The sequence below is a fragment of the Siphonobacter sp. BAB-5385 genome (genome assembly GCF_002261125.1).
Classification (GTDB): Bacteria; Bacteroidota; Bacteroidia; order Cytophagales; family Spirosomataceae; genus Siphonobacter.
The window spans coordinates 42011-67394 of the sequence record NZ_NMPS01000084.1; the positions used below are offsets into that span (position 1 = coordinate 42011).

The following is a 25384-nucleotide window of genomic DNA, read 5'->3' on the forward strand; positions in this document are numbered from 1 at the left end:
GCCATTGATTGAATTTACTACTAAACCTTCGTTTGGTTTAAAGGCTAATAGTAAAATTGCCTCCTGAACAAATTCGTTCAGGAGGCAACAAGGATATGCATAGTTCAGTTACTTCCTGCTGGAGCAAGAAACTGAATTTAATTAATCGTTCTTCAAATCCTGAATATCCAGCATCCCTACGGGCTTGCCGTTTTCCGTTACCAGAATCGTGTCTACGCTGGTTTTCTTGAAAAGAGCCGCAGCGGCGTCCAGCAATTCGGTACTTTCGATAGAAATAGGCGTTCCGTAGTCAAAATCTCCCATTTTCTTCGACAGTACATCGCGACCGCCGTCAGCCAGTTTCCGGCGAAGATCACCGTCAGTAAATACGCCCTTGAGGTTACCGGCTTCGTCAACAACCGTAACGCAGCCAAAGCCGTATTCAGTCATTTTTACGATGGCTTCCGTCAGAGAAATATCCGTCGTAACCGTTGGGTTGATGGTATTGATCGCCTGACCTACCGTGACCGTGATCAAACGCGTATGCTCGATGAACTGGTTCGTACCGATAGCCGTGAAGTTGTTTTCCGTCAGGGCTTTCATCAGTTTCCAGGGCACAGTAATGGTGTGGCAACCCAGATCGATGGCGTTCCGTACGTGTTCGGTATTCCGTACTGACGAGAACATTACTTTTGAATCGAAACCGTAGGCTTCTACCAGTTCTACTACATCACCGATCAGCGTCAGGGCATCGTATCCCTGATCCTGCATCCGTCCGGCCAGTACGCAAATGTAGGTAGCACCGGCTACGGCTGCCATGTACGCCTGTTGGATGGTGTATACCAGGTGAACGTTTACTTTCAGTCCTTTGTCAACCAACGTGCGGCAGGCCTTAACACCTTCCAGCGACACGGGGATTTTAAATACCGTACGCTTAGGGTCCAGACCCAGAGCCAGTTGGCGTTCTGCGTCGGCTACAATATCGGCGGCGGTTTCACCCAGTGCTTCAATCTGAAGAACGGGTACAATTTTAGAAAGCTCCACGATCGTTGCATCCAGGTCGCGAATACCTTCGCGGTGCATGAACGTGGGGGTTGTGGTAAGACCGGTCAGAAAACCGAGTTGAAATGCCTCTTTGATTTCTTTTAAATCGGCAGAATCAAGATACAACTCCATGTGTGTAGTAGCAATGGCCGTTTTAGGTTAGGTTTCCGTGTTAGCTGTACCAGCGGGGGATAACTTATTCACCAAAAACGTTACGCCTCTTTTAAAATGTTACTTAAAAAGTAAAGAAGGAAAGTAGTAGGCTGTGAAAATCAGGTTTGTTACCAGTGAAGGACAGTTATCGATCAAGGCATTGGAAACGGAAAAACGGACTATTACTTTCTTATTGTTTTCAGGCAAAAATGAATCGCCGGATACTTGGCTGCAAAGTTGGCGATTTTCGGGGAGAATTTCAGAACAAATCCAAAGTCCTTTACTTCTGATTTTCAATCCGCCTACGATTACCAATCCTGCTCCTTGAACCAGCCCGCGTACATGACGTAGTTATTAGCCGTACGGTCGAACACTTCTTCCGCCGCTTCCGACACGGGTTTGAGGAATCTAGCCGGATTACCCGCATAAATGCTGCCGGGGGGGACGACGGTATTCTGCGTAACAATGGCTCCGGCGGCAATGATGCTACCCGTACCAATCACGGCTCCGTCCATGATAATAGCCCCCATGCCCACCAGTACGCGATCTTCGATGGTACAGCCGTGCACCACGGCGTTGTGGGCGATGCTTACGGAGTCGCCAATGATGGTTTGCGTTTTCTGATACGTACAATGGATAACGGCTCCATCCTGGATATTGGTACGATTGCCAATGCGGATGGCGTTGACGTCGCCGCGAATGACGGCATTGAACCAGACGGTGCAGTCATCGCCCATACTAACGTCACCAACGATGGTGGCGTTAGGAGCCAGCCAGCAGTTTTGCCCCAATTGGGGCGTATGATCCTGAACGGGTAAGATTAAAGCCATACTAGAATTAAACAGGTTTTCTTAGAATAACGTCAACAATGCTATCAAACATTGTTCAAAGCTTGATACTAGAGAGGAGATTCAAAAAAAGCTTTGCGGAAAAGTATCATGGATGACGATATAAACTACCAAAATAACACCCATACTCAACAAGCCTTTGTAAACGAAGGCAGGAATGTCTTTTCTATACACGTACAAAAGAAATCCTAGGACTAAGGAAATGGGTAGCCAGATAATGATACCGAAGAAAAGGAAGAATAAAATAGAGGGTAAGCTATGCCAGTCATTAGTATGCCACCTAATCCAGTAAGGAATCAGGTTTTGCTTACTTAGTTCAGCTTGCCAGGTGGTCTCATTGGAAAACTCAAGGAAAAGCTTATCCTGCGAGCGAATAATGAAATAAACAGGTGGAGTGCTGTGATTCCATCGTTCCCTATGATAGGCTCCCATGGTGTAACCTCTGTAGAAATACCACTTTTCGAGATATTGAATAGTAGTTCCGCAAGCCCAAAGACGTTTCCCTTCGTTATTTTCCATCAAATCTCCATAAGGTGTTTGTTCCTGCCAGTTACCAAAATCCATGACTCCCCACGACGTAAAGGGGCCTAATATAAACAGGCCCATAAGTACATATTTCATCGGTTTTGAATGAGTATAACCAGCAAGAAACGAAACCCTATTAAAACCGCAACGTAGCTCCCTGACCATTAAAATCCAGAGCTACTTTTGAACGCTTTTTCAGCGGATGTTCGGGATGGCGGCGGACGATGGTTTTGGAAATAAAATGGCCCATAGCCGCCCCGACGAGCAAATCCGAAAACCAGTGAGCATTCGCATTGAGTCTGGATAAGCACGTAAGGGTTGCCAGCGAATAGGAAATGATCGGTACGGCTTTGATGTCCTTAAATTCTTCCGCAATGACCGTCGCCAAAGCAAAAGACGTCTGGGCGTGACCACTCGGGAAGGAATGGAAGGGCGGATACTGCGGCCCCGCCCATTCGTGCGGACGAGCACCATCCCAGGGCCGTTTTCGTCCGGCCGCGAGTTTTACCACTTGTCCGAGTACACCATTGATCAGCTGACTTTCCAGAATCAACAGACCGACACGCGTCGTTTTGTCATTATGGAAAATCTGACCGTGTAGGAAAACCAACCCCGAAGTAATCCACAAGTACCGTCCATTGCCCAAAGGATCCACGATTTCAGAAGCCGCATTGGTAAAATGTGATTTATGTTCCTGGGAAAACTTCTGAATTCGGCCGTCCGCAAAGGCGTACGACAAAGCCGCCACGCCGATAATAGTCCCGGCTTTAGCCCAGTCCTGACCCTTCCAGCGAAAGGGACTCGTCACCACCGCTTTGGTGTCGTACCAGTAGCTTTTGACGTAAGTCCAGTTCGGTTTTACCGGCTCGTACCGGCGGGCGGAGTCTTCCGAGAGCGGAAGTACTACTGCCTGCGTCAGCGAATCCGTTTGCAAACTATCGCCGCTGATCTGGGCGTAGGCACCTGCGGAAGTAAGCAGCCAGAAAAGAAGGATCAGATACGGTGGAAGTTTCATAAGCAAAAGCGTAGGGTTACTGAAGGAGAGCATCCAGGGCCGTTCGTACCCGTTCAAAACCAAAGCCTTGTAACTGAGCATCCATCAAAGCCGTAATCTGCTCGTTGGCCGGATTGCCGATGCTGCCCAGGTGTGTATGCTTCAGATCCCGGGAAGCCGCGTACGAACCCTCGCCAATTTCCTTACCCACCTGACGGTAGGCATCCCGGAAGGGTATGCCTTCGATTACCAGTTCGTTTACCCGCTCTACGCTGAAAAGCAGATCGTATTTTTTGTCTTCCAGCAAATCCGTTTTCACCTGAATGTTTTCCAGCATGTAAGCCGTAATGTCCAGGCAATCCAGAATTTCCTCAATGGCGGGCATCAGGATTTCTTTGAGCAACTGCATATCGCGGTGATACCCCGAAGGCAGGTTACTCAGGACCAGCGTCATTTCCATCGGTAGTGCTTTCAATCGGTTCGTTTTCCCGCGTAACAGTTCAGCCACATCCGGATTTTTCTTGTGCGGCATGATGCTGCTGCCCGTCGTAAGGGCGTCGGGAAGCGTCAGGAAAGCGAAGTTCTGCGAGTTATACAGACACACATCCATCGCCAGCCGGGAAAGCGTCTGGGCGAGATTGGCAATCGCCGTCAGAGCCATCCATTCCGTTTTACCGCGACTCATCTGAGCGTACACGACGTTGTAATGTAAGCCTTCAAATCCCAGTAAATCAGTCGTCAGTTGGCGATCCAGCGGAAAGGAAGAGCCGTACCCCGCTCCGCTGCCCAGCGGGTTGCGGTTGGCAAAATGGTACGCGGTCTGGAGTAAAGCCACATCATCCGTCAGTGATTCGGCGTAGGCCCCAAACCACAGCCCAAAGGACGAAGGCATGGCAATCTGAAGGTGCGTATAGCCCGGTAACAGATCGTTTTTATGCTGTTCAGATCGCTGAATCAGTACGTCGAAAACGCGTTTGGTTTCCTTAGTAATCAGTTCCAGCCGGTCCCGGGTGAAGAGTTTCAAATCCACCAGTACCTGATCGTTCCGACTGCGACCGGAGTGAATTTTCTTTCCTACGTCACCGAGCTTTCGCGTCAGCATAAGTTCCACCTGCGAATGAACATCTTCAATACCGTCTTCAATCTCAAAATTTCCGGCCTGAACCTGAGCGTAAATGACTTTCAACTCCCGCTCCAGATCTACTAGCTCGGCTTGTTCCAGCAGGTTCACGGAAGCCAGCATACGGGCGTGAGCCAGGTTACCCAGGACATCAAAGGGAGCGAGGTACAAGTCCATCTCCCGATCCCGGCCTACGGTAAATTTTTCTATTTTTTCAGAAGTCGAAACGCCTTCTTTTTGCCACAATTTCATGCGTAATGCTGGAAAGTTTAGCGGTCAAGACTTTCAGTCTTAACGTATTGTCTAATAAGGAATCGCAAAAAACCGAAAAAGGACCGAGCAATAAAAGAAAAACCCCGTAATCCGATGGGGGTTACGAGGTCTTTAGGGAAGGGTTCCCGTATAATTTTAAAAATGCCGTTCGCCTTTTTCGCGTTTGCCGAGCATGACCGCTCCAACCATCGCTACAAAGAACAGGATGGTAACCAGCTCAAAGGGAAGTAGATAATCCAGGAATAAGGTTTCCCCCAGGACTTCTACGTAACCAGTGCGAATATCAAACTTCTCGGCTGAGGGCATCGGATATTGCAGACGACGCACCGCCATGACAATCGCTCCCAAAATGGCGATGCCGACTACAAAGGCTGCCACCCGCTGAAGAGTACTCTTGGTTTCTTCCTTATACTCCCGAAGATTCAGGAACATGACTACGAAGAGAAAGAGTACCATAATGGCTCCAGCGTAGACAATTAGATTGACTACGGCCAGGAACTGAGCATTGAGTAAGATATAGTGACAGGAAAGGCACAGAAAAGTTAATACCAGACAAAGTACACTGTACATGGGATTTCGGACCAGAATGACCGCCAAGGCAAAAACGATGGTCAGGGCCGTCAGAAGGTACCAGATTTTATCAGCTGACATAGCGTAACGAAGGATCGATTTTTAACGAATAAACAAATTACTTCCAGCCTTCCCGCAAATACCGGCTACTCATATCTTCCACCAGGCGATCTTTTCCGTAAATCACCTCATCCCGGCTCATGAATACGGGTACAAACTGGTCGTGACGAAGGTAGATGGCCTGTTTGGGGCAGGCTTCTTCGCAGAAACCGCAAAAAATACAGCGGAGCATATTGATTTCATAAACCGCCGCGTATTTTTCTTCCCGGTACAGATTCTCTTCCCCGGCTTTCCGCTCGGCTGCTACCATCGAAATGGCTTCCGCCGGACAGGCTACCGCACAAAGGCCACAGGCGGTACAGCGTTCGCGACCAGCTTCGTCCTTTTTCAGAATGTGCTGTCCCCGAAATACGGGACCCAGATATCGTTTCTGTTCGGGGTAATTAATGGTCGGTTTTTTCTTGAAAAAGTGTTTGAGCGTAATAGCCATGCCGCCAGCAATGGCCGGAAGGTACATCCGTTCGGCCAGCGTCATTTCGCTCTTATCTATCTTCTTTGCTCGATTAGTGAGTTGCATGAGAGGAATGAGTTTAGGGTTTAGGGTTTTGAGTTTTTAAGAGTTGTCTGAGCGTTAACATTTAACACTAAACTCAAAACCCTAAACTCGATCTATCGCACAGGTGCGGCTTCCAGAATACCTCGGGCAGCTTTGGGCTTCATGGCAGCCTGTACGGCTACGACGGCTACGATAATGACGACGGCTACCCAGCTGAACCAGCGAAGGTTGAACATCAGGCCGATACCCGTAACGATGATGTTAAGGATGGAAAGCGGAATCAAACTCTTCCAGCCCAGATTCATGAGTTGATCATAGCGGAAACGTGGTAAGGTCCAGCGTACCCACATGAAGAAGAATACGAAGAATAAAGCCTTGGCGATGAAGGCAAAGAACCCAATAGCCGTGGCGATGTTATGACCCGTGGCGTCGTTGCCCAGAGCTTCCGCGACTTTATCCATAAACGGATAGTTGAAACCACCGAAGTACAGAGCCGATACCACGCAGGACGATACGAACATGTTCACGTATTCGGCAAAGAGGTAAAAACCTAGTTTCATCGACGAATACTCCGTATGGTAACCGCCAATCAGCTCGGCCTCGCATTCGGGTAAGTCGAAGGGCGTACGGTTACATTCGGCAAAGGCACAGGTCAGGAAAATAACGAAACCCAGCGGCTGAAACAGAATATTCCAGCCTCCGCCGTGCTGAGTATTAACAATATCCCGAACCGATAAACTACCCGTCATCATGATGACCGCAATGAGCGATAAGCCCAAGGCCAGCTCGTAACTGATGTTTTGTGAAGCAGCCCGAATAGCTCCCAGCAGTGAGAATTTGTTGTTGGAAGCCCAACCTCCCACCATCACGCCGTAGACGCCCAGCGAAACAATACCGAACACCCAGAGAATGCCAATGTTCACCTCGATACCCTGCACCTGAATTTCCTGACCGTCGATGCGGAGGGTATCCCCAAAGGGAATGACCGCAGAGGATAACAGGGCGGTCAACATCGCCAGACAGGGGCCCGCAATGAAGAGCCATTTGTTGGCTTGTGCGGGAATGAAATCTTCCTTGAAAAACATCTTTCCGGCGTCGGCGAGGGGTTGTAACAAACCACCCCAACCCGCCCGGTTCGGTCCCGGACGATCCTGCATGTAACCGGCTACTTTACGCTCGGCCCAGGTCGAATACATAGCCACAAAGAGCGAAAGCCCAAAAATGACCAGAATGATGATTGCTTTGATCCAGAATATATCCATCTTTTTTCTAGTTGATGGTTATTGGTTGACTGTTATTGGTTGAGTGATCCATTAAGGATTCTTGAGGCAATGACGATTTTGTCATACGTACAACTTCCAACAACTAAAAACAATCAACGAACAACATTACTTGTCCTCTGCCCAGTTTTGAATTGACCGTATACCTGCGACGGCGGATTCGCCCGCGGGTGGAATTAATGCTTTGAAACGTTCTTCCGGCAACTGCTTGATGTTCAGTTGGCTGGTATCACGTGCTTCGTGAACGTCTTTGTACTGCGAAGCCGCCAGACGACGGGCAAACTCCGGAACGATCTTGTTGGCTCCGTACTTGTTGGCAGAAATTACCGAATGGCGGGCTACCTTCGTAGGGCCTTCAATGGTCCAGTCCGCCGTGTTTTTGCGTTCGAATCGGCAGGTGTTGCAGATGAAATCCAGTACTTCACCCCACTGGTTTTTACGAGCCGTCACCCGAATCACCTCATCGCCCCGGTACCAGAGCGTGACTTTCCCCGAACACTTTTCGCAGTCGCAGTGAGCATCAACGGGTTTTGTAAACCAGACCCGGTTTTGAAGCGATACGTCTTGTCCGTCAATGCACCTACGGGACACACATCGATTACGTTTCCGGAAAAATCATTGTCAATCGCTTTTTCGATGTACGTTGAAATCTCCGCATGATCGCCGCGATTCAGTACCCCGTGTACGCGTTTGCCGGTAATCTGATCAGCCGTGAATACGCAACGGTAACACAGAATGCAGCGGGTCATGTGCAACTGAATATTCGGCCCGAGATCCTGTTTTTCAAAGGTCCGGCGTTCTTCTTCGTACCGCGTTTGCTGAACGCCGTGCTGGAAGGAAAAGTCCTGCAAGTGGCATTCCCCCGCCTGATCGCAAATGGGACAATCGAGGGGATGATTCAGTAACAGAAATTCAACGATGCCTTTCCGCGTTTCGAGAACCTGTTCGTTCACGGTATTTTCCACGATCATACCATCCTGAACCTGCGTGATACAGGAAGGCACCAGCTTGGGCATCGGGCGGGGGTCTTTTTCAGAGCCCGCTGTTACTTTCACCAGACAGGCCCGACACTTGCCACCCGAAGCCTTTAATGGCTCGTAGTAACACATGGCCGGCGGAGCTACTTCTGGACCAATCTTCCGGGCCGCCTGAAGAATGGTCGTACCCGGTTCGACTTCAATGGTGATATTATCAATCGTAACTTTCATGTCATTACAATTTTGAATGAATGAATGAATGAATGAGCGAATGATAGGATAAGGCACTCACTCATTCATTCATTAAACCAGTTCCATGTGGCCTTTGAATACCGCACCGGGACGCGTCGCTTCCTGCGGATTGGTAATGTGCCATTCAAATTCGTCCCGGAAGTGCCGGATGGCCGAGGCGATGGGCCAGGCTGCTGCATCCCCCAGCGGACAAATGGTATTGCCTTCAATCTTCTTGGCTACATCCACCAGTAAGTCAATGTCGTGCATGGAGCCGTGGCCGTGCTCAATCCGGTGGAGGACCTTTTCCATCCAGCCCGTACCTTCCCGGCAGGGTGAACACTGCCCGCAGGATTCGTGGTGATAGAAACGGCTGAAATTCCAGGTATTCCGCACAATACAGGTCGTTTCGTCCATAGCAATAAATCCACCTGAACCCATCATCGTACCCGTAGCAAAGCCACCGTCGGCCAGCGATTCGTAGGACATCAGGCGATCTTCACCGTTCGCCGTTTTTAGTAACATTGCGGCGGGAAGAATGGGTACGGACGAACCTCCCGCTACCACCGCTTTTAAATGGTGACCGTCGCGAATCCCGCCGCACCATTCGTCGGAGTAGATGAATTCCTGTACGGGCAGACCCAGTGGGATTTCGTAAACGCCCGGTTTTTTGAGGTGACCGGAAGCCGAAATCAGTTTCGTACCCGTTGAACGGCCAATGCCAATGGCGGCGTAAGCATCGCCTCCGTTATTGACAATCCAGGATGTCGTCGAAATGGACTCGACGTTATTAACTACCGTTGGGCATTGGTACAGACCTTTGACTGCCGGAAAGGGCGGTTTATTCCGTGGATTTCCCCGTTTACCTTCCAGCGATTCGAGCAAGGCCGTTTCTTCGCCGCAGATATACGCCCCACCGCCGGGCTGCACGTAGAGTTCGAGATCGTAGCCCGAACCCAGAATATTTTTTCCAAGAAAACCGGCCGCTTTGGCTTCTGCAATGGCTTTTTCCAGAATGCGAACCACGTACATCAGCTCGCCCCGCACGTAGATGTAGCTGGCATTGGCCCCCAGAGCGTAGCTGGAGACGATCATGCCCTCAATCAGCAAATGCGGAATGGTTTTCATCAGCCAGTGGTCCTTAAAGGTACCGGGTTCTGATTCGTCGGCGTTGCAAACCAGATAGCGGGGAACGCCTTCGGGTTTCGCCAGAAACGACCACTTCATACCCATCGGGAAACCCGCCCCGCCGCGACCACGAACGCCCGATTTCTTTACTTCCTCCACCACTTCGTCGGGCGTCATGGTTTGGATGGCTTTTTCTACGGCGGCATAACCTCCGTTTTTGCGGTATACATCAAAGGTCTCAATCCCCGGAAGGTGGGTATGAGCCGTAAGTATCTTAGGAAGCGACATAATGCATAGTTTTCAGTTTTCGGTTTTCAGTTGTTAGTTTTCGATGAAGTGTGCGTTTGCACTGAAAACGGTAAACTGAAGACTGAAAACTATTTCTTGAGTTCATCAATAATTTCGTCTACTTTCTCAATCGTCAGGTGCGTGTAGTACTTTTCGCGGATCTGGAAGCAGGGGCCCCAGCCGCAGGCGGCCAGGCATTCCACGGGCTTGATCGTGAACAGCTTATCGGCCGAAGTTTCACCATCCTGAGCACCGATTTTCTGCTTCAAATGGGCGTAGACTTCTTCGCCCCCCATCAGCATACAAGGACCGGTTCGGCAGTATTCGATGACGTGCTTGCCGACGGGTTCGAGGTGGTACATGGTGTAAAACGTCGCCACTTCGTATACTTCGATGGGTTGTATACCCAGCAATTCTGCAACATAATCCATCCCTTCCGCGGGCGTCCAGCCTTCCTGTTCCTGTAACAGGTGCAGGAGCGGGAGTAGGGCCGATTTTTGCCGACCTTCGGGGTAATGGGTTAGTATTTCTTTAGCTCGTTCCAGCCGTTCCGGCGTGAATTCGATGCGGGGTTTTGTTTCAAGCATGGGAGGTTAAGCGTCTAATTCACCGGCAATTACGTTCATGCTACTCATGATAATGATGGCATCGGACAACGTAACGCCCTTGCATAATTCAGGGTAAGACTGATAAAAAATGAAGCAGGGTCGCCTCATTTTCAGTCGGTAAGGACTCCGGCCACCGTCCGAAATCAGGTGGAAGCCCAGCTCTCCATTGCCGCCTTCAACGGCATGGTACACCTCGCCCACGGGAATCGGAATTTCACCCATGACAATTTTGAAGTGATAGATGAGAGCTTCCATGTTGCGGTATACTTCTTGTTTAGGAGGCAAGTAGTACTCCGGAGCATCGGCGTGGAAGGGGCCTTCAGGCAGGTTTTCTACGGCCTGCTGGATGATTTTAAAGCTCTCCCAGATTTCTCCGTTGCGTACCATGAAGCGATCGTAGGTATCGCCAGAGTAACCAACCGGAATATCAAAGTCAAAATCCTGGTAAGAAGAATACGGACTCATCACCCGCACGTCGTAATCGATGCCCGCGGCCCGCAGGTTCGGCCCGCTGAAGCCGTACTGAAGGGCCATCTCCTGCGATACCGGACCTACACCCACCGTACGATCAATGAAAATACGGTTGCGATTCAGCATCTTCTCAAACTCCTGCATCACGGGTGGGAAGCTGCGAATGAATTCACGGATTTTACGAATGGCTTCGTTGGACAAATCCCGCTCCATTCCCCCGAAACGACCCATATTGGTCGTCAGACGGGCTCCACACATTTCTTCGTAGATCTCGTAAATTTCCTCGCGTTTCTGCATCACGTACAGAAAGCCCGTAAAGGCTCCGGAATCTACGCCCAGAATGGAGTTACAAATGAGGTGATCGGCAATGCGGGCCAGTTCCATCATAATTACCCGGATATACTGGGCCCGTTTGGGAACTTCGATGCCGAGTAATTTCTCAACCGTCATGTGCCAGCCCATGTTGTTGATGGGACTGGAACAGTAGTTCATCCGGTCGGTCAGCGTGGTAATCTGGTACAGGGGGCGGCGTTCGGCTATTTTTTCGAAAGCCCGGTGAATGTAGCCAATCGTCGGTACGCCCGAAACGATCTTCTCACCGTCCATCGTTAGAATATTCTGGAAAATCCCGTGCGTGGAAGGGTGCGTTGGCCCGAGGTTGAGGGTGGTAAGTTCGCGACCATCTTCCGCAATTAGGGGTACACCATCCTTGAGGGCCAGGTTTCCTACCTGCGGACCCATAACGGCCGGCTGATCCCGCTGGGTTAATGTATTATTTGTGTTGGTTTCGCTCATCGGATTAGGCTTTTTAGCAGTTCGCTGCAGTGAGGTCAGTGGAGTTCCAGGGGAGCATCCCCCGTGGGAATCCGCCTAGCGGCCAAAAAGGGCGTCGATTTTGTCCTGACGGGTCGCGTCTTCCAGCGGAAATTCTTTCCGCATGGGGAAGTAATCCATTTCCTCGATGTTCAGAATCCGAATCAGGTTCGGGTGACCCACGAAATTGATACCGAAGAAATCATACGCTTCCCGCTCCATCCAGTTGGCACTCTTATGCAGGTCAACAATCGTAGGAACGTCTGGAGCTTCGATGGGAACGAAAATCCGGATCATAATGCGATGATTGTGCGTCCAGCTGTGGAGGTGATAGACCACGCTCAGTTCACCACCTGTATTATCCGGGTAGTGAATACCGGCTAAATCGGTAAGATATTGGAATTTAAACGTTGGATGGTTATACAAATACGCAATCATGGGCTTGGCCGTCTCGACGGTCGTAAAGACACTCATGATTTCGTGATGCTCTTCAAACCCCGCAATCTTATCACCGTATTGAGCCAACAGATCGTCGGCAATTTCCTGATTACTAAGCATAAGTAGTTTTCAACGAGGGAATGAAGCCGTAGCTATTTGATAATTCCGTACGATTCGAGCAGTGCCTTATACTCGTCAGAATCCCGACGACGCAACGGCTCGTTTTTAACAATCTCCTGTAATTGCATAACCCCATCCAGAATCTGCTCGGGCCGGGGTGGGCAACCCGGGACGTAGACATCCACGGGAACAATACGGTCAATGCCCTGTAGCACCGAATACGTATCAAAAATGCCACCCGAAGAGGCACAGGCTCCCACGGCAATGACCCAGCGAGGTTCGGCCATCTGAATGTACGTTTGCCGTACAATCGGAGCCATTTTCTTGGCAATGGTACCCATCACCAGCAGCATATCCGATTGCCGGGGTGAGAAGCTCGGACGTTCCGACCCAAAGCGGGCCAGATCATACGTAGCACCCATCGTAGCCATGAACTCGATTCCGCAGCAGGAGGTAGCAAAAGGAAGCGGCCAGAGCGAGTTGCTGCGGGCCAGAGCAATTACTTTTTCAAACGAAGTAGCAAAGAAACCCGAACCGCCGTAGCCGTCCGGAGCATCTACAATTTTGATAGTATTGGGTCTATCGCTCATAGTTGGAATACTGTTCAGGGGACGTAGCCCAGGGACAAGACCTTAGTCCTGATCCCACTTCAATACGCCCTTTTTAATTACGTAATAGAAACCCGCCAGCAGCAGGAGCATGAAAACGATCATTTCTCCAAATACCAGCATCCCTAACCCTTCATTTCGAAACTTGAGGAAATTGACCGCCCAGGGGTACATGAAGATGATTTCTACATCAAAAAGCACGAAAAGAATAGCCGTTAAAAAGTATTTAACGGAAATAGGAGCCCGGGCATCACCGTAAACGGGGATACCGCACTCCCAGGGATCTTCTTTTCGAAGTGTACTACTGGTTTTACGACGACCCGTAAGCAGGTGAGTCGCCAGCATCGTCATTCCGATGAATCCGGAAGCCGCAATAAATTGTACTACGACGGGTGCAAAATCCGCGGGAAGTGAAGCCATAGGAAACGAGGTACGGGTGATTATAAGTAAAGCCTATGTCCGGCTCGATATTAAAATTGTACTTTCTTTACTTACAAAAATCGCATTTCCCGGCATCTTTCCCAATCTTCTGAGGATTTTAGAATCTTTCTAAATAATATTAGATTATTCTAACCCCGCTACAGGAAATTGCTACTTTTTCACAGTTTATTTAAAAGTTTACGACCCATTTCGACAAAATAACTACCCGTATTGGGGCCGAACCAGTTCATGGCTACGCTCTCGTAGGTGTCGCGGGTCCAGTACTTGTCGGGCGTTACGTAACCGATGTAATAGCCGTTGAAACTGGTAACGATCAGGTGCTGGTTTTTCTGCCGAGCTACTGCTGAAAAGTCAGTGACCAGTTCGCCGGAAAAATCGCAGGGCATTCCCAGCAATACCGTCTGACCAATGCGTAAGGCCTTCAGATCGGCTTCAGCCTTTCCAAAGAGCCAGTTAAAAACCCACGGGCGAAGTTTCCAGCCTTTGGCAATTTGAAGCTGGGGTTGGCGTAATCCGAGGGGAAGGGTGACAAATTCCAGTGCACGAGCCTTTTGGGTAGGTAGGGTCCCGTACGCTTTTTCAATATCGCTGAGTAAGGCCCGGGCCTGGTTGTTCATTTCTTCATCGTCGGTCTGGCCCTCGGTCTTGGGTCGCATGGAACCTACGGCTCCGGCCATATAGGCTGCGAAATTCACGGTCTCCTTTTCCAGAGAATCCACCAGAATGCCGGGGTAATCCCGCGATACCACCAGGTTATCGTCATTGATCAGCGTCGCATGAGCGGCATACGTCACCAGCAGAGCCGTTTCACCCGTAGCCTTCTTGAATTTAAGCATCCGGATGAGACTATCGACTGTACCTTCATTTCCTACTAAACGGTTTTCAATGCGATCGGGCTCACTGATTGCTCCGTACCCTATTTCGGTAGGAGCCAGTCGTTGCGTAGCCTCCGAAATAGCCGTAATAATTTGTTTAGCTAAAAACGCTTCTACTTCAGGATTGTAGTTTCCCGCAATCAGTTCGCTACCCACGCCTGCCTGCCAGCCGCCCGCACTATTGTGGCTATGAATGGCTCCGTAATAAATGCGATCCGCCGGGAAGCCCAGGTTCTTCGGCCATTGTGCCTGCACGGCTGCTACTACCGTGGGGGGGACGATGAGTAAATCGGAGGCAATCAGAGCCGTACGCGTTTTCCCATTGTCAAAGACGAACGCCCGTACCCATAGGGAATCCCGTACCCCCGTAGACACTTTGCCCCGGCGGGTGCCGTAACCCGCCAACGGGGTTGCGTAGCTGGGTGTGATGTTCGCCTTCGCCCACCCAACATTCAGGGTAGGTCCGGCCGTATCCACCCGCTGCAAGGCCAGTTGCTGATCCACCTGCTGAAGATTCTGCTGGGTTTGCTGGTACGCTTCGGTGGCGGTATAGGGCGTTTCGTCAACGGTCGTCATAGTAACCGCCAAAATCAGGAGAATGAGAACAATAAGAGCCAGGGAAATCTTGGTAATGAGGCGTAGGAACTTCATGAACAATCCGTTAAAGCAAAGAAAAAACCCCACCGCTAGGGGTGGGGCAAAGATAGAAAGGAACGTAGCTGGACTTATTCGCCGTTGTAAATCTCGGCATTGTCCAGAATGTAATTAAGTTCGTAGATGTCGCTGGCATTAAGTTTCAGCGTACCCTTGAACGTTTGTACTTCATCCACTTTAAACCGACGGTTTTTCTTCATTTTGAGAGCCATGATCGTTTCCGGACCCGTACCCGTACAGAAGAAACACATGGAATTCGGGTAGGCCGAAAGTACGAAGGTATTGGTCGTAATGTCTACCGGTACGAGGTAGCCCTTGATGATGACTTCCTTATTACTGAGTTTCTGTACGCCAGGACCGAAGTTCGGGTACAGAATATACATTTTCTCTTCAGGATACCACTTCTTCTGAAATTTCACATCCTTCAGATTCTCCCAGGTAATCTTAGCAGGATCGGCCACTTTCGGGGCGTCCGTTGTCGCGTTTACGAACAGTCCAACGGCCAAAAACAGCGATAATATTTTGAATAGCTTCATAACACGGAAATGGTTTCAGCAATGAGTAACGCTAAAAATCTGTACAAAGTTACCGCAATCCCTTACTTTTTTCAACAAGGTTGCAATCAGCTTTCTGGAATTATTCCTCGGCCAGGGTCCGCGACAAATTGAGGCGGTATACATTCAGCGAAGGCAGGGCTGCCGCCAGTAATCCCAGCAGGAGTACGCCCACCAGTAATAAGCCTTCCAACGGCGAAAGGGCCAGTACCTGAAAGCTATAATGAAAGCTTTGATCAGCTCCGGCGGAAAGGACTCCCAAACCCACCCGACTCAGCACGATACCGATGATATAGCCTAGTACACTGATCAGTAAACCTTCCAGCAAAAGCATGGCAAACAGCTTGCTTCGGGTTGCCCCCATGGCCAGCATCAGTGCCATTTCATAACGACGTTCTTTCAGCGAATTGTACAGGGAGACAAACACACTGATGCCCGCAATGACAATGATTACCAGGGCCATCCAGCGAATGGTATCAACGCCCACGCCGAGCAGATCGAGCATCCGGTTGATTTCCAGAGCGGGCGAAGCGGCCTGTAATTTACTGTTTTCGTTGATAATCCGGGGCAGAATGACGTTCCCCATCGGATTGCGGAATTTAATGAGTAAAGCAGTAATCTCGTGGCTGGGATCGTCGGCCGTGGAATCTTCCGGCGTTCCGTTGATCATTTCACCAATGATGGCATTGCCCTGACTGCCTTCCTGGCCTTCGTGTACCTTCCAGAGGCTTTCTACGGGCGTCAGAATGACATTGTCTACCACAGAATTATTATAGGCTGCAATGCCTACCACTTTATATTTGGCGTCGCCGTGTACGTGGCCTTCCTCGTCAAAACCGTGGGCTCCGGCGAATGTATCGCCAATCTTCAGACCGGTCTGCCGGGCTACTTTTTCACCAATGACGGCTTCCAGCGGCTGGCTAAACATACGTCCTTCCGTCAGTTTCGCCTCAAAATGAGCCAGATACGTAGAGTCAGTGCCCACAATGCGGAAGAGTTTATAGTTATCGCCCATCGCCAGCGGAATTGCTTTCTGTACCATGGGGTTACGCGATAACATCTGAGCGTCCGACAAGGGAATATTGCCCGTAGGAGAGTCTATCTGATAAATGGAAGAAAGAATGATTTGCAGCGGACTGCCTTTGGCCCCTACTACCAGATCAATGCCTTTCAGATTCCGGGTAAACTTATCTTCCAACTGCTGACTAATCAGTAACAACAGCGAAATCAAGCCTACACCCAGGGCCATCAGAAGGGTGCTCAGGAAAGTACTCAGCGGTTTATCCCGCAAATTAGCCAGGGAGATCTTGATTACATTCATGCCACAAAGTTGCAAAAAAACCAACGCCTTTTGCGGGTAAAAAAAGGAAATTCAAAGCAGTTTTTCTGCAAGAGCTATGTAACAGGCCAGGGCTAAACACATCGCTCCAGAGACTAACAAAAATCAGGTAGTAAAGATATACGCAAAAATTATGGTAGAATTGTACTCAGAAATCGACTCAACCTACCCGATATTGTCCGCCTGGCAATCCGTAAAACCGACCAGTATATTTCCGAAATTTGAACAGAATGTCAGAACTCCCTGAATCGAACGACCCTATCCGTACGGCTGCCTTATTGGAAGGGCAGGAAGAAGAACGCAAGCGGCTGTCCCGCGAGTTACACGATGGCATCGGACAGTTATTGACGGGTATTCGCTGGCACATCGACCAGTTAGCGGATGCTCCCTTTACCGAACGCCAACGCGACAGTTACCAGGAATTACAGCAGCTGATTCTGGAAACGATCGCGGCTACACGTCAGGTATCTTTCGACTTGATGCCGAGCGTATTAAGCGACTTTGGTCTCGACGCGGCTCTCCGCCTGCTCTGTGAACGTACAACCCGTCCGGGAACACTAACGGTTGATTTTCAATCGAATAAGCGAAGTGAACGACTTTCTGAAGCAACCGAAATTCATTTATACCGGATTACTCAGGAAGCTCTTACCAACGCTTTGAAGTACGCCAACGCTTCCCGAATGGAAGTACGATTAACCGAAACTAGCTTACATCAATTAGTTTTACGTATAGTAGATGACGGTATAGGGTTTTCTCTCGAAGAACTTACCCGGCGTGCTCAGGTACGATCCGGCTTACGGAATATGAAATTGCGGGCTGAATTGCTGGGAGGACGCTTCCAGATTGAATCCGTTCCCGGTCAGGGAACGATTATTGAAGTATCTTTGTCTCAGTAATTATAATTATTTTTAAAAATAAAAAAGTGGGGAATAGTATTCAGTCTGATATGTTTCGTTACTTTGGAGTACAATCCTGTGGTTACTGCTTCCGCCAAGCAAAACCATAGCTGTTCTTTTCTTTTATATAACCGTCAATGAAACTAATGGCAAAAATTCGAGTACTCGTCGCAGATGATCACACCGTAGTACGGAAAGGGCTTAGAATGCTGCTAGCCGATGAAGATTCAGTAGAAATTGTGGGAGAAGCCGCCGATGGTCAGGAAGCTCTGGAGAAAATCCCTGAAACTAAACCCGATGTGGTTATTCTGGATATCAGTATGCCCCGCCTGTCCGGAATTGAAGCCGCTAAAGCCATTGCACAGCAGTATTCAACCGTGAAAGCTCTGATTTTCAGTATGCACAACAATCAGGATTATATTCTGAAATCCGTTGAAAGCGGAGCCGCAGGCTATCTGCTGAAAGATACGGATAAAGAAGAAATCTTGTTGGCTTTGCAAAAAGTATCGCAGGGTGATAAGTATTTCCCTCCGACCATTTCGTCTGTATTCGTGGACGCTTTGCTGGGCCGTAGTCGCGGACGCACGGCTACGCGTGGCAATGACGACAGTCCGCTGAGTAAACTTTCCCGCAAGGAACGTCAGATTCTGACCATGATTGCAGAAGGCCTGAATAGCCGGGAAATTGCTGAAAAATTAAACCTGAGTATTCGTACCGTAACGAACCACCGGGCGAACATGCTGCGTAAAACTAAAGTAAAAAATACCGTAGAACTGGTTCGTATTGCCGTGGAAGAGAAAAAGTCCTAAGGTTTTACGTACTTCGCATACCGTTTTCCGGAAGGGGCACTCCCAGAGATTACATGTACTCATTCGGAAAACATACCTGCGAAAACCGTAAATAGACTTCCTGCATGATTCAGACGCACCAATTGACGTTTGCTTATAGCCCAACGAAGCAATTCAGCTTTCCCGATATTGAATGTCCCGATCAGGATACGCTTCTGATTCTGGGACGTTCGGGACGGGGCAAAACAACCTTTCTGCACTTGCTGGCTTTGTTACTTCAGCCACAGGGCGGACAAATTCGCATTGGCCAGGAGGATATATCGCAGTTTTCGCCCAGCGAAGCAGCAGCGTTCCGGGCCAAACACGTAGGCCTGATTTACCAACGGTCGCATTTCGTACGTTCACTATCGGTACTGGATAATCTGATTCTGGCTAATTATCTGGCCGGAAGAAAAGCCGATACCGAAAAAGCCCGTCAACTGGCTCAAAGCCTGGGATTTGCGGAACATCTTGGTAAAAAAACGCATCAACTCAGTTGGGTGAGCAGCAACGGGTAGGCATTGCCCGGGCTCTGATGAACGAACCACAGGTAATTCTGGCCGATGAACCTACCTCTAGCCTTGACGATGAAAACTGCTATCTGGTCGTGGAGCTACTCAAGAAACAATCGGCTCATCTGGGGGCCAGTCTGGTCGTGGTTACACACGACGGCCGACTGAAAGACGTATTCCCGAAGCGAGTCGAATTGTAAAGCTATTCAGACAGATCTCAGAAAAATCCTGCAGAAATTATTACTATACCCTGCTACGTATCAGTAGTCAGGGTATTTTTATGTTTCCATCGGTTTAACACTTCCCTACCATGTATCGTCTTTCTGCTCTTCTCTTGGGCTTACTAATTTCGCTGGCAAGTTTCGGGCAATCGTCCTTACGCAAGGCTATTCAACAAATCGCCCAAAGCTCCGGGGGAACCGTCGGCGTCTCCATTATTCATCTGGAAAGGGGCGATACGCTTTCCTTGAATGGTACCGGACATTTTCCGATGCTAAGTGTCTATAAATTTCCGATTGCTATAGCTCTGTTGAACCAGATCGAGGCGGGTAAATTCGACCTGGATACGAAATGGCACATTACGAAAAACGAATTGCTACCCAATACACACAGTCCCCTTCGGGACAAGTACCCGCAGGGAAATGTAGATCTAACGATTCGGGAATTGATGGAAAATATGGTAGCTCTGAGCGACAACAATGCCTGTGACATTATCCTGCGAAAACTCGGAGGTACAAAAGTCGTGGAAGCCTACTTTCATCGCTTAGGTTATAAAAATATGACGATTCGGGCTACGGAAGAAGAAATGGCGACGGAATGGTCTGTACAGTATCAAAACTGGTGCGAGCCGGTGCTGATGGGACGTTTGTTGAACGATTTTTATCAGGGAAAACGCCTCAATTCCGCTTATACCAAGGTTCTTAAGGATATGATGCTCAGTACTTCTACGGCTCCTAATCGCTTGCCGGGATCGCTGCCCAAGGGTACGCCCATTGCTCGGAAAACGGGTACGTCAGGTACGAACCCGGCGGGTGTGACCGCAGCTACTAATGACGTGGGGGTAATTACGCTGCCTTCCGGCCAACACCTCATCGTGGCTGTATTCGTGATGGACTCCAAAGCGGAAACGGCAGTACGGGAGCAAACCATCGCCCGAATTGCCAAAGCCGCCTACGATCACTACAACCAGAATTAAAAGGCAGTACTTACGCCTGAAGAATCGCCGCTACTTTTTCCTGTAACAGCGGTATCATCGCTTCTTCAAACCAGGGATTCCGGCGAAGCCAGAACTGATTACGTGGTGAAGGATGGGGCAGTGGCCAGTACGCCGGTAAAAAGCGTTCGGCCTCCCGCACGGCTTCGGTCAGTGGTTGCTGAACGGGTAAATACTGCCGCTGAGCGTATTGACCAATCAGTAACGTCAGTTCGATATGGGGTAAGTGACGAAGGATGGCTTCGTGCCAGTACGGAGCACACTCGGGCCGGGGCGGCAAATCGCCATTCGATCCTTTACCAGGGTAACAAAAGCCCATGGGAACAATGGCTACCTGCGTCGGATCGTAGAACGTGTCCCGATCCATGTTCATCCACAACCGTAGGCGATTACCGCTGGCGTCGTTCCAGGGAATGCCCGAATCATGAGCTTTCTGGCCGGGAGCCTGCCCGATGATGAGTATTCGGGCCTGACTACTGGCCTGCAAAATGGGTTTGGGTGGTAAGGGCAAAAACGGAGCACAAAGGGTGCAATTACGTACCTGAGCTAGCAATTCTTCCATTACGATCCTAACGGAAAAACGAGCCAAAAAATTCAGGAATCTTTGGACGGTGCTTCTTTGACCAATCCTTCCGTCAGGTCGTTAAGCTGTTTGACTTTCGCCTGAAAATCGCCTTTGATCCGCTCGCGTATGACGACCAGATTATCCAGAATTTCCTGAATATTATCGGGAATGATTTCGCTGAAAAACTCCCGCAACCGCTTGGCCAGGGTTGGCGATTTCCCATTCGTGGAAATCGCAATTTTCAGATCTCCCTTCTGGACAATGCTCCCCAGGTACAAATCGCAGAGATTTGGGGTATCGGCCACATTGGTCAGGATGCGTCGTTGCCGGGTTTCGGTTTTAATGGTGGCGTGTAAAGCGGGATTGTCCGTTGCCAGAATGACCAGATCGGTATGGTCTAGGTCACGGAGTTCAAAGGCCCGCTCGACGAGTCGGACGCGGGGGTGTTGCCCGGCCAGTTGCCGTACTTCGTCGCGAATGAGCGGGGCTACTACCGTCACCGCAGTGTCCGGACTATTCTGGAGTAAGGCGGTCAGTTTTTCCAGGCCAACGTTGCCACCACCCACCAGCAGGACATCCAGCGTTTCGAGTTTTAGAAAGACGGGGAACAGACGATTCATCAGTACATACGGATTTTGATCAAAAGTACGGATTAAAAAACGCCCGAACGAAACAGTCATTTTAATCATCGCTTCGGCAGAGGGTAGGCCTTGCTGGCGTCGTCGAGAATCAATACCCAGTCCTGTCCGTATCCCTGCGTGGGTGGAGTAAATTTCTGAGACTTCTGACCCGACACTTTCCCGACCGTTTTGCTGTCTCCCGTACGCGGGTCGTACCAGGTCGCCTGCCAGGAGGTTCCCGGAATTTTTCCGGGGCGGACTGTAAAGGGCCGTCCGGCAGCGGAGTACACGAAAGCGTAATCCTTCCCCCGCGTCGCCTGAATCCGGTCGGCGGGTCCGTACTGATTTTCTTCGATCAGCGACTGATCCGGCACCCGGTCGAGCAACGGTCGCGACTCCATCAACGCCCGTACATACTGCATCTGATTAGCCGCGGGCAGATTCAACGCTTCTTCCCAGGAAAGATGTGGCCCGTTGACGGGTTCGTGCCGGGGCGTGTACATTTGCCAGACATCGTGACAGCCGTACGTATGGCCGTGGGCACCCGCAAAAAGGTCGAAGTACGCGTACTTCCGCACATCGTACGCATTGGAATAGCCGAGGTCTTTGGCGTTGAAACACACGGGATGGTCTTCGTAAATAGGCTCACCATCGAGCACGGGTTTGGCGGGCATTCGGTTGTAAACGAAGGCAATTTTGTCGTACGTAGGCGTATCGCGGCAGTGACCATTCTGTAGCATATTGAAATCCAGCCAGCTATCCTGATGAAACCAGTGCGAAGAGCCACCCATGGTCAGTTCATTGGGTTGGGGATGAAAGGTCATCAGGGCCTGATCCGGGCCCCCCACGCCTTCGGTGACACCCTGAGCCAGGGCCCGCCAGACGGCCACGTCATCCGACTTATCACGAGGGGTACGGTCGCCACCGATCACCCATACCACATTTGCCTGATTTTTGTACCGGTTTCCCAGCCATTGGCCGAAAGTGCGGGCGTTTTGAGTCGTGAAGATTTCGGGGCCTTTCCCCCAGGCTTTGTTCAGCTTATCTCCCCAGGTTGGTAACAGAGCAATGACGATTCCGTACGAAGCCGCCTTTTGAATCACGTAGTCCACGTGCTGAAAATACGCTTCATTGGGTTGGGTAAGATCGTGGTTACGAAGGGGCTTTTCACCCAGAGCATTTGGGGTATTCAGGCCATCCAGCTCGGCCAGAGCTACGGCTTGTACCACGGTAAATCCCTGTTCGGCCCGGCGTTTGAGATAGCGGTCGGCTTCTTCCCGGTTCAGTCGGTGTAGCAATTCCCAGGCCGTGTCCCCCAGCCAGAAAAAGGGAGTGCCGTCGGCGTGAACCAGATACCGATGATTGGATGCTACCCGTAATTTCCCGTGAGAGAAAGCCTGTTGAGCCCATACGCCCGAAGTCAGCAGAGCCAGCCCCAGCGTTAAAAAAAGCGTTTTCATTGATAGAATGGGTAAAGAGGTTGCGGAAATCAACACATAACAAGTCCGGAAATTCCCGTGAAAAGATACGTACAATGAACAAAAAAAAGCCACCCCGAATAACCGGGGCGGCTTTTTTAAGGCGTAGGTTCTGCTAAGGCAGAGCTACTTTCGCCGACGCTTTGTGCGAGGCATTGTCCATTCGAATCAGGTAAATACCTGAACCCAGCGTAGAAGAAGAGAATTCTACCGTATTGCGACCAGGTTGCAGCTCCACTTGCTGCGAACTCAGGATACGGCCTGAAAGATCCATCAAATACAGGGTCGTTTCTTTCGACAATTGCTCATCACCGTAGTCTACGAATACGCGAACATTCCGCGAGGGATCGGTACTGGCTTTCATCGCGATGCCTACGTAGCCGTCGAGTTTCACCGAACGAACCGGAGAGAGCGTAGACTTGCCATCCTGATCTACCTGCTTGAGGCGGTAGTAGTGGATGAAGGCAGGGTTCACCGAGGCGTGCACGAAGGAATAATTCTGACGCGTAGCTACGGTACCTTTGCCGTCCAGGCTACCTACGGTTTCGAAGTCACGTCCGTTGGTGGAGTGTTGTACTTCGAAGAGGGCGTTATTCTTTTCCTGAGCCGTAGCCCATTCGAGTTGTACGTTTGATCCGGCAGCCTTGGCCGTGAAGGCGATCAGGGTAACGGGGGTCGGTACTTCGGTGATGGTGAGGCTCGTCGTTTGCGTAATCGTTTGAGCGGGAGAACCTGCATCCGTAACGGTTACCGTGATGTTGGTGAATACTCCGGATTGCGTGGGCGTACCAGAAATCTGACGAGTCGCAGGATTGAAGACCAACCCTGGAGGCAGATTGTTCACCGTATAGGTATAAGGACCTGTACCACCGGTAGCCTGCGGAATGAAGGCCGTATAAGCCGTTCCGGTCACACCGTCTGGCAGCGTAATGGGAGCCTGAGCCAAACCTGAAGGAGTAACCGTCAGGTTGTAGTTACGCGTAGCCGTTTGTTGCGGGTTACCGGCATCCGTAGCCGTCAGCACAACGGTAAAGTTACCGAATTCAGTCGGCGTACCCGTGATTTCACGCGTCGTTGGATTGAACGTCAGTCCAGCTGGTAAACCAGAAACAGCGTATGCAATGGGCGAGGTACCACCTGTAGCCGCGGGGAGCGTAGCTGTGTAAGTCGTACCCGCCTGTGCAGCTGCCAGCGTAGCGTCAGGCAGGATTAGCGTAGCCGGGTTGATCGTCAGCGTATAATTACGCGTAGCGGTTTGTTGCGGGTTACCGGCATCCGTGGCCGTAACAGCAACCGTAAACGTACCCGATTGCGTCGGCGTACCCGTGATTTCACGCGTTGCTGGATTGAACGTCAAACCAGCCGGGACACCGGAAGCTGAATACGTAATGGGCGTCGTTCCACCCGTAGCTGCAGGAATTGTCGTAGCGTACGTTGAACCCACCTGACCCGCAGCGAGCGTAGCATCGGGCAGTACGAGCGTGGCTGGAATTACTGTAATGGTGTAGTCCTGCGAAACCGTTTGTTGCGGTGAACCGGCATCAGCCGCCGTCACTGTTACCGTGAACGTACCTGCCGAAGTAGGTGTACCCGTAATTTGGCGAGTTGCCGGATTGAAGCTCAAGCCATCCGGAAGACCTGTAGCAGAGTAAGTAATCGGTGTGGTTCCACCCGAAGCAGCGGGCGTCGTTACGGAGAAGGGCGTTCCTACCTGAGCCGTAGCCAGCGTAGCCGTAGGCAATACCAGCGTAGCCGGATTCACCGTCAGCGAATAGGTCCGTGTAGCCGTTTGTTGAGGATCGCCCGCATCCGTAGCCGTTACTTCGATCGTGAAGTTGCCGAACTGGGTTGGCGTACCCGTGATTTGACGCGTCACCGGGTTAAAGGAGAGTCCTTCGGGTAATCCTGTCGCGGAATACGTAATCGGCGTGGTTCCACCCGTAGCGGCCGGAATCGTAGCGGTGTATTCCGTACCGACCTGAGCAGCCGTCAGCGTAGCGGCGGGCAGTACCAGCGTAGCTGGATTCACCGTCAGCGTGAAGTTACGCGTAGCGGTTTGTTGCGGATTACCCGCATCCGTAGCCGTAACCGCTACCGTAAACGTACCGGATTGCGTGGGCGTACCGGTGATCTGACGCGTTTCGGGATCGAAGGTCAGTCCAGCCGGAAGACCTGTCGCGGCGTACGTAATCGGCGTAGTGCCACCCGTAGCGGCCGGAATCGTAGCCGTATAAGGATTACCCACCTGAGCAGCTGCCAGGGTAGCGGCGGGTAGTACCAGCGTAGCCGGAACTACCGTAATGGTGTAATCCCGTGAAACCGTTTG

24 protein-coding genes and 2 pseudogenes are annotated in these 25384 nt (G+C 50.5%); 4 read left to right on the top strand and 22 right to left on the bottom strand.

The genetic code is table 11. The features are described from left to right. Positions 1-141: 141 nt before the first annotated feature. The 18 genes and pseudogenes from BWI93_RS08315 to BWI93_RS08405 all read right to left on the bottom strand — a co-directional run bounded on the left by BWI93_RS08315 (position 142) and on the right by BWI93_RS08405 (position 16929). The gene (locus BWI93_RS08315) at positions 142-1155 is read right to left on the bottom strand and encodes a transaldolase family protein (protein ID WP_094810124.1); all 1014 of its coding nucleotides are present in this window, start codon (positions 1153-1155) and stop codon (positions 142-144) included. A 329-nt stretch (positions 1156-1484) separates the two neighbouring features. Further along, a complete protein-coding gene (locus BWI93_RS08325) occupies positions 1485-2006 on the bottom strand; it encodes a gamma carbonic anhydrase family protein (RefSeq protein WP_094810128.1) in 522 nt (173 codons plus the stop codon). An 81-nt stretch (positions 2007-2087) separates the two neighbouring features. Further along, positions 2088-2645 (bottom strand): hypothetical protein, encoded by a 558-nt coding sequence (locus tag BWI93_RS08330; protein ID WP_094810130.1) that lies wholly within the window; start codon positions 2643-2645, stop codon positions 2088-2090. A 40-nt stretch (positions 2646-2685) separates the two neighbouring features. Further along, positions 2686-3564, bottom strand: a complete 879-nt coding sequence (locus BWI93_RS08335) for a phosphatase PAP2 family protein (protein ID WP_176454168.1) — start codon at positions 3562-3564, stop codon at positions 2686-2688. A gap of 16 nt (positions 3565-3580) precedes the next feature. Next, the gene (gene argH, locus BWI93_RS08340; protein ID WP_094810134.1) at positions 3581-4915 is read right to left on the bottom strand and encodes an argininosuccinate lyase; all 1335 of its coding nucleotides are present in this window, start codon (positions 4913-4915) and stop codon (positions 3581-3583) included. Positions 4916-5071: 156 nt separating this feature from the next. Then, positions 5072-5587, bottom strand: coding sequence for an NADH-quinone oxidoreductase subunit J (locus tag BWI93_RS08345; RefSeq protein ID WP_094810136.1), 516 nt, complete (start codon positions 5585-5587; stop codon positions 5072-5074). Positions 5588-5624: 37 nt separating this feature from the next. Beyond that, positions 5625-6143 (bottom strand): NADH-quinone oxidoreductase subunit I, encoded by a 519-nt coding sequence (locus tag BWI93_RS08350; RefSeq protein WP_094810138.1) that lies wholly within the window; start codon positions 6141-6143, stop codon positions 5625-5627. A 92-nt stretch (positions 6144-6235) separates the two neighbouring features. After that, positions 6236-7384 (bottom strand): NADH-quinone oxidoreductase subunit NuoH, encoded by a 1149-nt coding sequence (nuoH, locus tag BWI93_RS08355; protein ID WP_094810140.1) that lies wholly within the window; start codon positions 7382-7384, stop codon positions 6236-6238. 126 nt (positions 7385-7510) lie between these two features. Then, positions 7511-8610 (bottom strand): annotated as a pseudogene (locus tag BWI93_RS08360) (2Fe-2S iron-sulfur cluster-binding protein). A 72-nt stretch (positions 8611-8682) separates the two neighbouring features. Beyond that, positions 8683-10026, bottom strand: coding sequence for an NADH-quinone oxidoreductase subunit NuoF (gene nuoF, locus BWI93_RS08365; protein WP_094810142.1), 1344 nt, complete (start codon positions 10024-10026; stop codon positions 8683-8685). 89 nt (positions 10027-10115) lie between these two features. Continuing rightward, the gene (gene nuoE / locus BWI93_RS08370; RefSeq protein WP_094810144.1) at positions 10116-10613 is read right to left on the bottom strand and encodes an NAD(P)H-dependent oxidoreductase subunit E; all 498 of its coding nucleotides are present in this window, start codon (positions 10611-10613) and stop codon (positions 10116-10118) included. Between the two features lie 6 nt (positions 10614-10619). After that, positions 10620-11900, bottom strand: a complete 1281-nt coding sequence (nuoD, locus tag BWI93_RS08375) for an NADH dehydrogenase (quinone) subunit D (RefSeq protein ID WP_233207794.1) — start codon at positions 11898-11900, stop codon at positions 10620-10622. Between the two features lie 75 nt (positions 11901-11975). Next, a complete protein-coding gene (locus tag BWI93_RS08380) occupies positions 11976-12476 on the bottom strand; it encodes an NADH-quinone oxidoreductase subunit C (RefSeq protein WP_094810146.1) in 501 nt (166 codons plus the stop codon). Positions 12477-12508: 32 nt separating this feature from the next. After that, on the bottom strand, positions 12509-13066 hold the full coding sequence (locus BWI93_RS08385; protein ID WP_094810149.1) for an NADH-quinone oxidoreductase subunit B: 558 nt from the start codon (positions 13064-13066) through the stop codon (positions 12509-12511). Between the two features lie 42 nt (positions 13067-13108). Beyond that, entirely contained in the window at positions 13109-13504 is a 396-nt protein-coding gene (locus tag BWI93_RS08390) for an NADH-quinone oxidoreductase subunit A (RefSeq protein WP_094810151.1), read from the bottom strand. Between the two features lie 179 nt (positions 13505-13683). Beyond that, positions 13684-15051, bottom strand: coding sequence for a neutral/alkaline non-lysosomal ceramidase N-terminal domain-containing protein (locus tag BWI93_RS08395; RefSeq protein ID WP_094810153.1), 1368 nt, complete (start codon positions 15049-15051; stop codon positions 13684-13686). Positions 15052-15125: 74 nt separating this feature from the next. Beyond that, a complete protein-coding gene (locus tag BWI93_RS08400; protein ID WP_094810155.1) occupies positions 15126-15590 on the bottom strand; it encodes a DUF3299 domain-containing protein in 465 nt (154 codons plus the stop codon). 100 nt (positions 15591-15690) lie between these two features. Continuing rightward, positions 15691-16929 (bottom strand): ABC transporter permease, encoded by a 1239-nt coding sequence (locus BWI93_RS08405; protein WP_094810157.1) that lies wholly within the window; start codon positions 16927-16929, stop codon positions 15691-15693. A gap of 248 nt (positions 16930-17177) precedes the next feature. Between BWI93_RS08405 and BWI93_RS08410 the strand changes: the two genes are divergently transcribed. From BWI93_RS08410 to bla, 4 genes and pseudogenes are all read left to right on the top strand, one after another. After that, complete coding sequence (locus BWI93_RS08410) at positions 17178-17843, top strand: sensor histidine kinase (RefSeq protein ID WP_094810159.1); 666 nt, start codon at positions 17178-17180, stop codon at positions 17841-17843. A gap of 146 nt (positions 17844-17989) precedes the next feature. After that, entirely contained in the window at positions 17990-18652 is a 663-nt protein-coding gene (locus tag BWI93_RS08415) for a response regulator transcription factor (protein WP_094810161.1), read from the top strand. 104 nt (positions 18653-18756) lie between these two features. Further along, positions 18757-19382 (top strand): annotated as a pseudogene (locus tag BWI93_RS08420) (ABC transporter ATP-binding protein). 110 nt (positions 19383-19492) lie between these two features. Then, positions 19493-20377, top strand: a complete 885-nt coding sequence (gene bla, locus BWI93_RS08425; protein WP_094810163.1) for a class A beta-lactamase, subclass A2 — start codon at positions 19493-19495, stop codon at positions 20375-20377. Positions 20378-20387: 10 nt separating this feature from the next. Here bla and BWI93_RS08430 read toward each other — a convergent pair whose 3' ends face one another. From BWI93_RS08430 to BWI93_RS08445, 4 genes are all read right to left on the bottom strand, one after another. Then, on the bottom strand, positions 20388-20957 hold the full coding sequence (locus BWI93_RS08430) for a uracil-DNA glycosylase family protein (RefSeq protein ID WP_094810165.1): 570 nt from the start codon (positions 20955-20957) through the stop codon (positions 20388-20390). A 32-nt stretch (positions 20958-20989) separates the two neighbouring features. Next, a complete protein-coding gene (locus BWI93_RS08435) occupies positions 20990-21580 on the bottom strand; it encodes a bifunctional precorrin-2 dehydrogenase/sirohydrochlorin ferrochelatase (RefSeq protein WP_094810179.1) in 591 nt (196 codons plus the stop codon). A gap of 65 nt (positions 21581-21645) precedes the next feature. Then, positions 21646-23040, bottom strand: a complete 1395-nt coding sequence (locus tag BWI93_RS08440; protein WP_094810167.1) for a glycoside hydrolase family 140 protein — start codon at positions 23038-23040, stop codon at positions 21646-21648. A gap of 133 nt (positions 23041-23173) precedes the next feature. Beyond that, a partial coding sequence (locus BWI93_RS08445; protein ID WP_176454169.1) for a putative Ig domain-containing protein occupies positions 23174-25384 on the bottom strand: 2211 nt, incomplete at its 5' end.

Bases quoted from the DNA above. Each gene is read 5' to 3' on its own strand.
- BWI93_RS08390 (WP_094810151.1), bottom strand. From the start codon at position 13,504: ATGGCTTCACTTCCCGCGGATTTTGCACCCGTCGTAGTACAATTTATT.
- BWI93_RS08315 (WP_094810124.1), bottom strand. From the start codon at position 1,155: ATGGAGTTGTATCTTGATTCTGCCGATTTAAAAGAAATCAAAGAGGCA.
- BWI93_RS08335 (WP_176454168.1), bottom strand. From the start codon at position 3,564: ATGAAACTTCCACCGTATCTGATCCTTCTTTTCTGGCTGCTTACTTCC.
- BWI93_RS08435 (WP_094810179.1), bottom strand. From the start codon at position 21,580: ATGAATCGTCTGTTCCCCGTCTTTCTAAAACTCGAAACGCTGGATGTC.
- BWI93_RS08330 (WP_094810130.1), bottom strand. From the start codon at position 2,645: ATGAAATATGTACTTATGGGCCTGTTTATATTAGGCCCCTTTACGTCG.
- BWI93_RS08440 (WP_094810167.1), bottom strand. From the start codon at position 23,040: ATGAAAACGCTTTTTTTAACGCTGGGGCTGGCTCTGCTGACTTCGGGC.
- BWI93_RS08395 (WP_094810153.1), bottom strand. From the start codon at position 15,051: ATGAAGTTCCTACGCCTCATTACCAAGATTTCCCTGGCTCTTATTGTT.
- argH (WP_094810134.1), bottom strand. From the start codon at position 4,915: ATGAAATTGTGGCAAAAAGAAGGCGTTTCGACTTCTGAAAAAATAGAA.
- nuoD (WP_233207794.1), bottom strand. From the start codon at position 11,900: ATGAGCGAAACCAACACAAATAATACATTAACCCAGCGGGATCAGCCG.
- BWI93_RS08325 (WP_094810128.1), bottom strand. From the start codon at position 2,006: ATGGCTTTAATCTTACCCGTTCAGGATCATACGCCCCAATTGGGGCAA.
- nuoH (WP_094810140.1), bottom strand. From the start codon at position 7,384: ATGGATATATTCTGGATCAAAGCAATCATCATTCTGGTCATTTTTGGG.
- BWI93_RS08405 (WP_094810157.1), bottom strand. From the start codon at position 16,929: ATGAATGTAATCAAGATCTCCCTGGCTAATTTGCGGGATAAACCGCTG.
- bla (WP_094810163.1), top strand. From the start codon at position 19,493: ATGTATCGTCTTTCTGCTCTTCTCTTGGGCTTACTAATTTCGCTGGCA.
- nuoF (WP_094810142.1), bottom strand. From the start codon at position 10,026: ATGTCGCTTCCTAAGATACTTACGGCTCATACCCACCTTCCGGGGATT.
- nuoE (WP_094810144.1), bottom strand. From the start codon at position 10,613: ATGCTTGAAACAAAACCCCGCATCGAATTCACGCCGGAACGGCTGGAA.
- BWI93_RS08350 (WP_094810138.1), bottom strand. From the start codon at position 6,143: ATGCAACTCACTAATCGAGCAAAGAAGATAGATAAGAGCGAAATGACG.
- BWI93_RS08385 (WP_094810149.1), bottom strand. From the start codon at position 13,066: ATGAGCGATAGACCCAATACTATCAAAATTGTAGATGCTCCGGACGGC.
- BWI93_RS08410 (WP_094810159.1), top strand. From the start codon at position 17,178: ATGTCAGAACTCCCTGAATCGAACGACCCTATCCGTACGGCTGCCTTA.
- BWI93_RS08415 (WP_094810161.1), top strand. From the start codon at position 17,990: ATGGCAAAAATTCGAGTACTCGTCGCAGATGATCACACCGTAGTACGG.
- BWI93_RS08380 (WP_094810146.1), bottom strand. From the start codon at position 12,476: ATGCTTAGTAATCAGGAAATTGCCGACGATCTGTTGGCTCAATACGGT.
- BWI93_RS08400 (WP_094810155.1), bottom strand. From the start codon at position 15,590: ATGAAGCTATTCAAAATATTATCGCTGTTTTTGGCCGTTGGACTGTTC.
- BWI93_RS08430 (WP_094810165.1), bottom strand. From the start codon at position 20,957: ATGGAAGAATTGCTAGCTCAGGTACGTAATTGCACCCTTTGTGCTCCG.
- BWI93_RS08345 (WP_094810136.1), bottom strand. From the start codon at position 5,587: ATGTCAGCTGATAAAATCTGGTACCTTCTGACGGCCCTGACCATCGTT.